Source organism: Pseudomonas sp. R43(2017) (assembly GCF_002112345.1).
GTDB classification, from domain to species: domain Bacteria; phylum Pseudomonadota; class Gammaproteobacteria; order Pseudomonadales; family Pseudomonadaceae; genus Aquipseudomonas; species Aquipseudomonas kribbensis.
Genome location: NZ_NEHJ01000001.1, coordinates 426,151 through 437,434 on the forward strand (window position 1 = coordinate 426,151; position 11,284 = coordinate 437,434).

General features: G+C 61.2%; 10 protein-coding genes and 1 tRNA gene. 7 read left to right on the forward strand and 4 right to left on the reverse strand.

The genetic code is table 11. From position 1 onward, the window contains the following. Nucleotides 1-72: 72 nt before the first annotated feature. Nucleotides 73-639 (forward strand): TetR/AcrR family transcriptional regulator, encoded by a 567-nt coding sequence (locus CAG02_RS01870; protein WP_085709840.1) that lies wholly within the window; start codon nt 73-75, stop codon nt 637-639. On the opposite strand, the gene CAG02_RS01875 is transcribed toward CAG02_RS01870, so the two are convergent. Next, complete coding sequence (locus CAG02_RS01875; protein WP_085709839.1) at nt 640-1,251, reverse strand: dTMP kinase; 612 nt, start codon at nt 1,249-1,251, stop codon at nt 640-642. It abuts the gene before it with no gap. A 148-nt stretch (nt 1,252-1,399) separates the two neighbouring features. On the opposite strand from CAG02_RS01875, the gene CAG02_RS01880 reads away from it, so the two are divergent. The 3 genes from CAG02_RS01880 (at nt 1,400) to CAG02_RS01890 (ending at nt 6,580) form a co-directional block, all read left to right on the forward strand. Beyond that, the gene (locus CAG02_RS01880; RefSeq protein ID WP_085709838.1) at nt 1,400-2,533 is read left to right on the forward strand and encodes an aminotransferase class V-fold PLP-dependent enzyme; all 1,134 of its coding nucleotides are present in this window, start codon (nt 1,400-1,402) and stop codon (nt 2,531-2,533) included. Between the two features lie 271 nt (nt 2,534-2,804). Continuing rightward, the gene (locus CAG02_RS01885; RefSeq protein WP_085709837.1) at nt 2,805-5,210 is read left to right on the forward strand and encodes a glucose/quinate/shikimate family membrane-bound PQQ-dependent dehydrogenase; all 2,406 of its coding nucleotides are present in this window, start codon (nt 2,805-2,807) and stop codon (nt 5,208-5,210) included. Between the two features lie 83 nt (nt 5,211-5,293). Further along, entirely contained in the window at nt 5,294-6,580 is a 1,287-nt protein-coding gene (locus CAG02_RS01890) for a carbohydrate porin (RefSeq protein ID WP_085709836.1), read from the forward strand. Between the two features lie 11 nt (nt 6,581-6,591). Here CAG02_RS01890 and CAG02_RS01895 read toward each other — a convergent pair whose 3' ends face one another. Further along, nucleotides 6,592-7,272 (reverse strand): DUF3313 domain-containing protein, encoded by a 681-nt coding sequence (locus tag CAG02_RS01895; RefSeq protein ID WP_085709835.1) that lies wholly within the window; start codon nt 7,270-7,272, stop codon nt 6,592-6,594. Beyond that, on the reverse strand, nt 7,272-7,598 hold the full coding sequence (locus CAG02_RS01900; RefSeq protein ID WP_085709834.1) for a hypothetical protein: 327 nt from the start codon (nt 7,596-7,598) through the stop codon (nt 7,272-7,274). The genes CAG02_RS01895 and CAG02_RS01900 overlap by 1 nt, the downstream gene beginning before the upstream one ends. Nucleotides 7,599-7,744: 146 nt before the next feature. On the opposite strand from CAG02_RS01900, the gene CAG02_RS01905 reads away from it, so the two are divergent. From CAG02_RS01905 to CAG02_RS01915, 3 genes are all read left to right on the forward strand, one after another. Next, nucleotides 7,745-8,470, forward strand: coding sequence for a response regulator (locus CAG02_RS01905; RefSeq protein ID WP_085709833.1), 726 nt, complete (start codon nt 7,745-7,747; stop codon nt 8,468-8,470). Beyond that, the gene (locus CAG02_RS01910; RefSeq protein WP_085709832.1) at nt 8,467-9,801 is read left to right on the forward strand and encodes an ATP-binding protein; all 1,335 of its coding nucleotides are present in this window, start codon (nt 8,467-8,469) and stop codon (nt 9,799-9,801) included. The genes CAG02_RS01905 and CAG02_RS01910 overlap by 4 nt, the downstream gene beginning before the upstream one ends. 79 nt (nt 9,802-9,880) lie before the next feature. Next, nucleotides 9,881-11,176, forward strand: a complete 1,296-nt coding sequence (locus CAG02_RS01915) for an OprD family porin (protein WP_085709831.1) — start codon at nt 9,881-9,883, stop codon at nt 11,174-11,176. Between the two features lie 11 nt (nt 11,177-11,187). Here CAG02_RS01915 and CAG02_RS01920 read toward each other — a convergent pair. Further along, nucleotides 11,188-11,283 (reverse strand) — tRNA-Sec (locus tag CAG02_RS01920). Between the last annotated feature and the right edge of the window lies 1 nt (nt 11,284).

Sequence of the window (11,284 nt, forward strand, 5' to 3'; positions counted from 1 at the left end):
AATCCTAATGAGTCAATAATGTCTCATGTGAGTATTTTGTGAATCTTATATGAACACCGCTCAAGGCCTCTGATGAACTCGATTTCCCATGATGAACAGCTGCTCAAGTCGCTGACCCTGGCCGTGGCCAACCGGCCGAGGGCGACGATGAAGGAACTGGCGCAACAGGCAGGCGTGAGCAAGGCCACCCTGCACCGCTACTGCGGAACACGGGAAAACCTGACGGCCAAACTGGAGGAGCACGCCGAGGGCACGCTGAAGCTGATCATCGACAACGCCGGCCTGCAGCATCTGGAACCGCTGGAGGCGCTGCGCCGATTGATCCGGGAACACCTCGCCCACCGCGAGCTGCTGGCCTTTCTGATGGCGCAATACCGCCCTGACTTTCTCGACCTGGAACAGGGTGGCAGGCGCTGGCTGTTTTATCTGGAGGCGCTGGACGGGTTCTTTTTGAGGGGCCAGCAGGCAGGACTGTTTCGCATCGATATCACTGCGGCGATCTTTACCGAGCTGTTCATATCACTGGTCTACGGGCTGGTGGATGCCGAACTGCGCGGGCGGGCGGCCCATGCGGATTCGGCGCGGACGCTTGAACAAATGTTTTTGAATGGGGTGCTGGCTGGTCGGCGTCTTTCTTGATCAGCCAAACAATTTACGGATCTCGGAAACCACCTGCATCGTTGCGTCTTCGATCGTGCCTTCATTACGGCACAAAACCCAGCCGTGATCGGCAGCCGCTTGCTCGAACATCTCCGTACACGCGACATGCTCCGAGTGCTTCTGGATCACCGTACCGCCCAGCCCTCTGGACCTTGCCTTGGCCCTGGCCCATGAAATATCCGGCGCCGTGACGACGCCGACATGCAGGTCAGGCACCTGCACGTTTCGCTCGATATTCAACCGGAGAATCTCTGCAAACGGGACGGTATGGCGAAACGCGGCGTCCGACGGATACCAGCGATCGATCAGGATAATGCTGCCCGGCGGTTGTTCAGTCAGCACGTGCCGGGAGATCCAGCTCCGGCTATCAGCAAAGCGCTGACACACAGACCACTCCAGATCCCGGGAGTGATTTCTGGCGAGTTCGTTGACGAGGGCCATGGTGGCACCCCGGTGCGGATCGCTTTTTCTCTCGCAAAGCCGGATGACTTTCTTGTTGTCGGTCCTCAGTACTGCCGTCACCGCTTCCAGTAATGTGGTTTTGCCGGTTCCTTTTGGCCCATCCAGAGAAACAAACAGCGGACGATTCATTTTTCACACAACGGTTGAGGCATTGATGACCACTCTATCCTCATTTCTGCATTTCACTCAGCTCATCCCTGCCCTTTGCCTAAACTTGCTTCCCGATGATGTTCGCCAGACCTTTTGACTGCCAGGGAATCACAGAAGGAGTCACCCCATGTCAAAGCTATACCCCAGTATCGATCCTGAGGGGTTGGTCGAGTACTCCGTGGTCTACACCGACCGCTCGCTCAACCACATGTCGCAGTCATTTCAGGCGGTGATGAAGAATATCTCCAGGACCCTGAAACAGGTCTACAACGCTGAGGGCGTTGCGGTGGTTCCGGGCAGCGGCACTTTCGGCATGGAAGCGGTGGCGCGACAGTTCGCCACCGGCCAGCAATGTCTGGTGATACGCAATGGCTGGTTCAGTTATCGCTGGAGCCAGATCCTTGAGACGGGCAACATCCCGGCGGCCACTACGGTGCTGAAAGCCCGACCGGTCGAAACCGGTCGCCAGGCGGCTTATGCCCCGCCGCCTCTGGACGAAGTCCTGGCAGCCATTCACACGCACAAGCCGCAGATTGTCTTCGCCCCCCATGTTGAAACCTCATCGGGGATTATCCTGCCCGACGAGTACTTGCGGGCCGTCGGCGACGCCGTGCATGCGGTGGGTGGCCTGTTCGTGCTGGACTGCATCGCTTCCGGCACGCTTTGGGTTGATATGCACAAATGTGCCGTCGACCTGCTGATCAGCGCACCGCAGAAAGGCTGGAGCGCCTCGCCTTGCTGTGCCCTGGTGATGTTCAGTGCCTTGGCCCTCGAGCGCATCGAGCACACGCAAAGCACCAGCTTCGCCTGCGACTTGAAGAAATGGCTGCAGATCATGCAGGCCTACGAACAGGGCGGACATGCCTACCACGCGACCATGCCCAGTGATTCCCTCGCGCGGTTCAACGACGTAATGAACGAGACCCAAGCCTACGGTTTCGAAAAGGTCCGCGGTGAACAGCAGGCTCTGGGCGACCGGGTGCGCGCATTGTTGACCGGCAAGGGCTTCAAAAGCGTGGCCGCCGTCGGCTTTCAGGCCCCGGGCGTCGTGGTGAGCTACACCGATGATGCCGATATCAAAAACGGCAAGAAGTTTGCCAGCCACGGTCTGCAGATCGCCGCCGGGGTGCCGCTGCAATGCGATGAACCGGCCGACTTCCAGACCTTCCGTATTGGTCTGTTCGGACTGGAAAAGCTGCACAACATCGAACGTACGGTCAGCACCCTTGAGCAGGCACTGGATGAGGTGATGGCTCACTAAGTCCACTTCACGCCCGTAGCCAATAGCGTTCCCGCCGATCCTGTTCGGCGGGAACCACCAAGCCGTGAACAACCTGTCATAAATTCCATATCTGCTGGCAAATAAAAGACTTTCCCACCGTTTCTATAGTCCCTGAGGACCCGCGAGGACAAGGCCAGCGTCGATTCGTCGCACCATTGGGCGCAAAAACCCCTTTCATTCTGAATTAGTGATTTAACTAGGTAGTTACCTAACGATATACTGCCCGCCTCATTTCAACGGGACATTCAACGTGAAGCAGAGTCAACGCCTCTCGGGCATATCAACATTCATTCTGGTCGGGCTCGGGGTGATCATCGCCCTGCTCGGCCTGGCACTGGTGGCTGGCGGTGTGAAATTGGTCAGCCTGGGAGGCTCCTGGTACTTCCTGGTGGGTGGTCTGGTCATGGCCCTGTCCGGTTTGCTGATCGCTCGCCGCAAGCCTGCCGGCGCCTGGCTGTTCGCGGCGTTTCTGGTCGGGACTGCGATCTGGGCAGTGAGCGACGCAGGCCTGGTGTTCTGGCCGGTGTTCTCGCGTCTGTTCATGTTCAGCGCCGTAGGTCTGGCGGTTGCGCTGGTCTACCCGATGCTGAAACGCGCCAATGGCGGCGTTGCAGGTCGCGGTGCTTACGGCGTTGCCGCAGTTCTGGCAGTTGGCCTGGCCGTGGCTGCCGGCAACATGTTCGTGGCGCACCCGACCGTCGCCCCTACCGGCACCGGCCCGGGCCTGACCCCGGTCGAGCCGGAAAAGGCGCAGAAAGACTGGGCACACTACGGTAATACCGAAGGTGGCAGCCGCTTCGCTGCGCTGGACCAGATCAACCGCAGCAACGTCGACAAGTTGAAAGTCGCGTGGACCTACCACACCGGCGACATCGCCGAGAGTGACGGCAATGGCGCCGAAGACCAGCTGACCCCGCTGCAGATCGGCAACAAGGTGTTCATCTGCACCCCGCACAACAACCTGATTGCGCTGGATGCCGACACCGGTAAGGAGCTCTGGAAAAACGCGATCAACGCCAAGTCCAAAGTCTGGCAGCGTTGCCGTGGTATGGCCTACTTCGACGCCAGCGCAGCCGTCGCCAAACCGGCCAGCTCGCCAGTCACCGAAACCCCGGCCGCTCCGGCCGCCAACTGCACCCGCCGTCTGCTGACCAACACCATCGACGCCCGCCTGATCGCGGTCGATGCCGACACCGGCGAGTTCTGCCAGGGTTTCGGCAACAACGGCCAGGTTGATCTGAAGGCCGGTCTGGGTGATGTCCCGGACAGCTACTATCAACTGTCGTCCGCGCCACTGATGGCCGGTACCACCGTGGTCGTTGGCGGTCGCGTGGCGGATAACGTGCAGACCGACATGCCGGGCGGCGTGATCCGTGGTTTCGACGTGATGACCGGTGCGATGCGCTGGGCATTCGACCCGGGCAACCCGCAGGATAAAAAGGCCCCGGCCGATGGCAAGACCTATGTTCGCAGCACGCCGAACAGCTGGGCGCCGATGTCTTATGATCCGGCAACCAACACCGTCTTCCTGCCGATGGGCAGTTCGTCCACCGACATCTACGGTGTTGAACGCAACAAACTCGACCACACCTACGGCGCTTCGATCCTGGCGCTGGACGCCAACAGCGGCGAAGAAAAGTGGGTCTACCAGACCGTGCACAACGACCTCTGGGACTTCGACCTGCCGATGCAGCCAAGCCTGATCGACTTCACCAAGGACGGCAAAACCGTGCCTGCGCTGGTGATCGGCACCAAGGCCGGGCAGATCTACGTGCTGGATCGCGCCACCGGCAAACCGCTGACCGAAGTCAAAGAAGTACCGGTCAAGGCGTCGAACATCCCGAACGAACCGTACTCGCCAACCCAGCCGAAATCCGTGGGCATGCCGCAGATCGGTGCCCAGCACCTGACCGAATCGGACATGTGGGGCGCCACCCCATACGACCAGTTGCTGTGCCGGATCGATTTCAAGTCGATGCGTTACGAAGGCCTGTACACCGCGCCGGGCACCGACAAGTCCCTGAGCTTCCCGGGTTCGCTGGGCGGCATGAACTGGGGCAGCATCTCCACTGACCCGGTGCACGGTTTCATCTTCGTCAACGACATGCGTTTGGGTCTGTGGATTCAGATGATTCCGTCGCAAAACAAAGGTGAAGCAACCTCCGGTGGCGAAGCGCTGAACACCGGCATGGGCGCCGTTCCGCTGAAAGGCACGCCGTACGCGGTCAACAAGAACCGCTTCCTGTCGGTGGCCGGCATTCCGTGCCAGGCACCGCCGTTCGGCACCCTGACCGCGATCGACATGAAGACCCAGAAAGTCGCCTGGCAGGTTCCGGTCGGCACCGTTGAAGACACCGGCCCGCTGGGCATCCGCATGCACCTGCCGATCAAGATCGGTCTGCCGACCCTCGGCGGCACCCTGTCGACCCAGGGTGGCCTGATCTTCATTGCCGGCACCCAGGACTTCTACCTGCGCGCCTACAACAGCGGCAACGGTGAAGAAATCTGGAAAGCCCGTCTGCCGGTTGGCAGCCAGGGCGGCCCGATGACTTACGTTTCGCCGAAAACCGGCAAGCAGTACGTGGTCATCACCGCCGGTGGCGCCCGTCAGTCGACCGATCGTGGCGACTACGTAATGGCGTACGCCCTGCCGTAAACCGCTGCGCCCTCCTTCATTTCACTGCGCGCGGCACCTTCGGGTGTCGCGCCGTTTCATGTTCCTGGCTCTGGATTTCAGCAATGTCATTCGTTGTTCGTTTTACCCACACTGGCGTACTGCTCGCTCTCGCCTGCAGCACCGCCCTGCCCGCTTTCGCTGACACCGATTCGAACGTGTTCACCCGCAACACCCTGACCGGCGACTGGGGCGGCCTGCGCCACCAGCTCGACGAAGATGGCGTCAAGTTCACCGGCGACTACACCGGCGAAACCGCCTACAACGCCGACGGTGGCCTGCATCGCTCCGCCCGTTACTCACAAAACATCAAGCTCGGCGCGCAATTTGATCTGAGCAAAATCTATGGCATCGACAACGCCGGCAAGGTCCAGCTGACCATCAACGACCGTCGCGGCAACAGCGCCTCGGAAGATCTGGTCGGCAACCGTCTGCCGATCCAGGAAAACTACGGCGGCCTCTACACCCGCCTGACCGAATTGAGTTACGAGCGCACCCTGTTCACGCCGGCACTGAACGTCAAACTCGGCTACATGGCCATGGGCAATGACCTCGGCGGCCTCGACAGCGGCATTCTCTGCAACTTCATGAACGCCGGTTTCTGCGGCCATCCGCTGAACATGTCCGGCGGCAGCGGCTGGACCAACTACCCCAACGCGCACCTGGGCGTGCGGGTGAAATACGACCTGTCGCCGGAATGGCAACTTCGCGTGGCGGCGTTCAACGTCGATCCTGAAAGCAACGGCAACTCCAGCCGCGCCTGGCACCTGGGACCGAAACACACCACCGGCACCGTGGTGCCTGTCGAACTGGTCTACAAACATGCGGGCACCCTGCCTGGCGAATACAAGCTCGGTTATTACTACGACAGCTCCGACGTGAAACGCATCGGCAGCGACAAGGAAGTGTCCGGTCGCGGCGGCCATTACCTGCTGATCGATCAGGCCGTGTGGAGTTCGCCAACCTCCGAGGGCCGCAGCCTGCACGCCTTCGGCCAATACTCGGCGGCCAGCGAAGCGGCTTCGCCGTTCAGCAAGTGGTATGGCGCCGGCGTGGTCCTGTACAAACCGTTCGAAGGCCGCCCGCGTGACACCGTCGCCCTGGGTTACGGCCGCGCCGTGCAGAACCCGCGCAGCCGCGACGTGCAGCAAGACGCCGCACTGGCCAACGGCACGCCGCTCTCCAATATCGACGGCGCCGAACAACTGATCGAGCTCGGTTACGGTTATCAAGCCACCCCATGGCTGACACTGCGCCCGAACCTGCAGTACATCATCGAGCCGGGCGCGTTCTCCGGGCAGGACATCGATAATGCACTGGTGGTCGGTCTGCAGGTGAAAGCGGCGCTCTGACGGCGCGGCTTTCAGCGCGCGGTCACCTTGCGCGCAGCGACACAGGTCTGACTCAGATCGCTGGCCCAACCGTCGAGCACGCCTTTGACGTTCTCGGCGGTCATCACCTGTTTGTCGTTTTCCAATGGCACGCCCGTGCCCTTGCGCACGACTTTCGCCACCACCTCGCCGGTCGATCCGTCCTCGATCGACACTTCCGTGGCGATCTCACTGTCCTGATCACGAATACCGGCAGCGGTGCTCACACCGGCCGCAACCAGCGTGATCGGCAGCCATTCGTAGTACCGCAGACCCTGAGTGCTGGTGGCGACTTGCGTAATGGCAGGTCGCACAACCAGCGTGTTCGGGCCGGGCGCGGATGCCAGCGGCAGCGTTTTGCCCAGTTCCTGCCGAAGGGCTGCATCGTAGTAACGGGTCACACCTGACAAAGTGCTCTGCGGGATTCGCCCCGTGGGCTGAACCTGCGGATAGAACTGGCTCGGCGCCAGATACACCCGGGTGTAACGGCCGGTCGCCAACGCCGGGCTGACCCAGCTCAGAACCGTCTGCCCCGACGGCGTCTGCTGCTCCTTCAACATGCTGTAGTCGTTGAGAAACCCGGAATACATGTCCGGTTCGACTTTTTTGCTGCTGCAGGCCGACAGGCTCAATGTGGCGGCCAACAACAGCACCAGTGAATGAGTGCTTCTCATCAATGCGCTTCCCCAGCGGTCTGAATCTGGCCGAAGGGGGTGTTTTCAGAACACTCGATGCGCAACTGGCCGTGGGTCATGATCCAGTGGATGAATTCGGTCGTGGGGATGGAGTGGATGTATTCCACCCAATGACTGTCGGCCGGGCTGAAACGCTCGAAGTAGCGGCGCATGACCAGTTGGCTCTGGTCCGGAACGATTCCCAGGCAGGTTTCCTGGAAGAAGATCGGCGCGTTGAACACGCTGCTAGTGGTGCGCTGGGTCAGGATCAACGGGCGCACGGCACCATGACCCTGAGTCGAATAAGCGCTTTTCATATCCTTCATATGAACCCCCTTGGATGGAATGCCGGCAGAGTGCCCGAGGTTTTTTGCCCGAGGATGTCCGGCTGATGTCCGTCCGGAAGGGATGTTGCAGGATTGAAATAAATGACCCCGCGATCGAAATGGTTTTAGATGCCCTCTTTTGATTCATGGATCCTGCAAACGTGAGCAGACTGCTGATCGTCGACGACGACGTGGAAATTCTGTCCCTGCTGAAGAAGTTCTTCGTTCAGCACGCCTACGAAGTCGAAGTGGTAACGGACGGCCAGGCCATGTGGGCGGCCATTGACCGGGCGCGGCCGGACACGATCATTCTCGACCTGATGCTGCCGGGTGAAGGCGGTTTGAGCCTGTGCCAGAAAATCCGCGCGCAGATGGGGATCCCGATCATCATGCTGACGGCCATGGCTGAATTGAGTGACCGGATTGTCGGTCTGGAACTGGGGGCCGACGATTACCTGACCAAACCTTTCGCGCCCCAGGAATTGCTGGCCCGGGTGCGTGCACTGCAACGCCGCGCCGGCGAACTCGGCCAGCGCACCAGCGAGCCCGCACGCCCGGTCATGACCTTCGCCGGTTGGCACCTGGACATTACCTGTCGTGAGCTGCGCTCACCCGAGGGCGTGATGATCCCGATGTCCGGCGGTGAATTCGATCTGCTGCTGGTCTTTCTCGAACATCCGCAACGGATCCTGACCCGCGAGCAACTGATCGACCTGACCCACGGCCAGGGTCACGACGCCTTTGATCGCAGCATCGACGTGCAGGTCAGCCGCTTGCGGCGCAAGATCGAACCGGACAGCAAACGCCCCGACCTGATCCGCACCGTGCGCAATGGCGGCTATATGTTCACCGCCAAGGTCAGCCGCTCATGATCAGCCGAATCCTGCCGCGCGATACGCTCAGTCGCCGCATCGCCCTGACGATTGTCGCGGCCATGCTCGCCTCGCTGGCTTTCAATGCCTTGTTCGTGCAGGTGGCGGGCATCTGGGCCCGCCCGCCCATCGAACGCACCGGCCTTTTGGAACGAATTGCGGCGACCACGCGAGTGATCGAGGCGGCGCCCGCGCCATTGCGCCCGCAGCTGGCGAGCGCCGCCAGCACCCCGACGCTTGAAGTGGTGTGGAATGCACAGCGCGCCTCATTCAATTTCCCCGGGGACGGCGCAGCGGTCGAGACCTCAAAAATCCCGGCACTGGAACAATTGCTGGGCAGCCACCGGGAAATCGAAGTGTTCAACCCCGATGACTGGCCGCCAGGCAGTGCTCAGGCTCACTATGTCGCGCTCATCCCCTTGACCGATGGCAGCTGGCTGTCCTTCACGCCGCCGGAGCGTAGCTGGGGCCTGACCCTGAACGCCCGGATCGCGGTGATTGCCTCTCTGGGCCTGATCGCCACCTTGCTGGTTGCCTGGATCGCCACCCGCCAGCTGGCCAATCCGCTGCAACGCTTTGCCGGAGCAGCCAGGCGTTTTGGCGTCGACCTGAACGCACCGCCCATCGAGATCGAAGGGCCCCACGAAATCCGCCAGGCCATCATCGCCTTCAACGCGATGCAGGCGCAGATCCAGCATTTCATCGGTGAGCGCACGCATATGCTCGCCTCCATCTCCCATGATTTGCGCGCGCCATTGACCCGGATGCGCCTGCGCAGCGAATTCATGGAGGACCTGGATCATCAGCAGAAACTGATTCGCGACATCGAAGAAATGCAATCGATGATCAACGCCGCCCTGGCGTTTTTCCGCGAAGGCACACAGCTTGAACAACCCACGGCGTTCGATCTGTCGGAACTGCTGCAAACCATCCTCGACGACTACCGCGACCAACACATCCTCATCGACTTCAACGGCCCGGCCCACCTGGTCTACGACGGTCGACCGCTGAGTCTGAAGCGGGTAATCGTCAACCTGCTGGAAAACGCCGTGAAATACGCCGAACGCCCGCGCATCGCACTCAGCCGCAACGCGCGCTCGATCTGCATCGAAGTCTGCGACGAAGGCCCGGGCATTCCCGAAGACGCGCTGCAACGGGTGTTCGACCCGTTCTTCCGCCTCGAAACCTCGCGCAACCGCGAAACCGGCGGCGTCGGCCTCGGCCTCTCGGCGGCCCGGGCGATCGTTCGCGAACAGGGTGGCGAACTGACCTTGAGCAATCGCAAGGGCTCGGGACTGGTGGCGAGGATCGATTTGCCGGTGGTCGATTGACTCAGCACATCCGCTCAATCATTCAGAGGTAGCCCGCACGACAATCCGGCGACATTCCACCATCGCCGGTCACTGAAACATGAAAGGTTTCTCGCCCTCGGGTATCACGCTGGCCTTACTGCTGGGCGGCGCCGCCAACACAGCATTGGCCAGCGGTTTTCTGGATGACGCCAAGGGCGAAGTGCTCAGCCGCAATTTCTTCCTGAGCAACGACTACCGCTCGCCCTCGCCCAGCGGCAAGAGCTACAAACAGGAATGGGCTCAAGGGTTTATCGGTACTTTCGCATCCGGTTTCACCGACGGGACGATCGGTTTTGGCCTCGATGCGCATGCCTTTTACGGGCTGAAACTGGACGGCGGCCGGGGACACTCTGGCACCGGTCTGTTGCCGGTGGACAGTGACGGTCGTAGCGAGAGCGATTACTCCAGCGCCGGCGGCGCCCTGAAATTGAAGGCCTCGCGCACCACCCTCGCCTTCGGCGAAATGACCGTCGAGACGCCGGTATTCGACACCTCGGACAAGCGCCTGCAACCGGGATACGCCACCGGTTTTCTGCTCAACAGCCGGGAAATCGACAACGTCAATCTGGTGGCCGGCCATTTCACCGCGTTCAAAAATCAGGACAGCTCATCCGGCCAAGGCGACTTCCAGGGCTACGGCGCCAATACCAAAGCCGGCGGAATCAGCTTCATCGGCGCAGACCTGTTCAGCGACAGCCCGGTCGGCGGCGCGCTGTACGCTTCCGACCTCAGCGAAACCTGGCACCAGTACTACGCCAACCTGCATTTCAAACAGTCCGGCGTGCTGCTCGACGCCAACGTCTATCACACCCGCGACACCGGTCAGGCAATGGCCGGTGAAATCGACAACACCGCGTTCAGCCTCTCGGGCAAATACGCCTTCGGCCCGCACGCGGTGATGCTCGGCTGGCAACGCATCAACGGTGACACACCGTTCGATTTCGTCGGCGGCGACTCAATCTATCTGGCCAACTCGATCAAATACGCCGACTTCAACGGTGCCCACGAGCGCTCGTGGCAAGCCCGCTACGACCTCGATCTCGGCGCGTTCGGCATTCCCGGGCTCAACTTCATGACCCGCTACGTCTCCGGCAGCCACATCGACGGCACCCACGCGCCCAAGGGCGGCGCCTACAACCCGTTCGACCCGGACAGCGGCCAGTACCAGCCACAGCAAGGCGACGGCGGCAAGCACTGGGAGCGCGATATCGATCTGCGCTACATCGTCCAGTCCGGCGCGGCCAAGGACCTTTCCGTGCAGCTGTCCCACGTCTCGCACCGGGCCAACAGTGCTCAGGCGGGGGATGACATTGACCGGATCTACGTGGTGATTCAGTACCCGTTGGGGTTCTGAATGCAGAAAAGTGGCGGAAGGCAGCCGGAGTCGAACCTGCCCGGGAACGGATGCCGTCCCCAACCGGGTTTGAAGCCCGGCCGCGCCACCGGGCGCGATTGCCTTCCT

Coding starts and splice junctions, on each gene's coding strand:
- CAG02_RS01870 (WP_085709840.1), top strand. CDS start 73: ATGAACTCGATTTCCCATGATGAACAGCTGCTCAAGTCGCTGACCCTG.
- CAG02_RS01875 (WP_085709839.1), bottom strand. CDS start 1,251: ATGAATCGTCCGCTGTTTGTTTCTCTGGATGGGCCAAAAGGAACCGGC.
- CAG02_RS01880 (WP_085709838.1), top strand. CDS start 1,400: ATGTCAAAGCTATACCCCAGTATCGATCCTGAGGGGTTGGTCGAGTAC.
- CAG02_RS01890 (WP_085709836.1), top strand. CDS start 5,294: ATGTCATTCGTTGTTCGTTTTACCCACACTGGCGTACTGCTCGCTCTC.
- CAG02_RS01895 (WP_085709835.1), bottom strand. CDS start 7,272: ATGAGAAGCACTCATTCACTGGTGCTGTTGTTGGCCGCCACATTGAGC.
- CAG02_RS01900 (WP_085709834.1), bottom strand. CDS start 7,598: ATGAAGGATATGAAAAGCGCTTATTCGACTCAGGGTCATGGTGCCGTG.
- CAG02_RS01905 (WP_085709833.1), top strand. CDS start 7,745: ATGGATCCTGCAAACGTGAGCAGACTGCTGATCGTCGACGACGACGTG.
- CAG02_RS01910 (WP_085709832.1), top strand. CDS start 8,467: ATGATCAGCCGAATCCTGCCGCGCGATACGCTCAGTCGCCGCATCGCC.
- CAG02_RS01915 (WP_085709831.1), top strand. CDS start 9,881: ATGAAAGGTTTCTCGCCCTCGGGTATCACGCTGGCCTTACTGCTGGGC.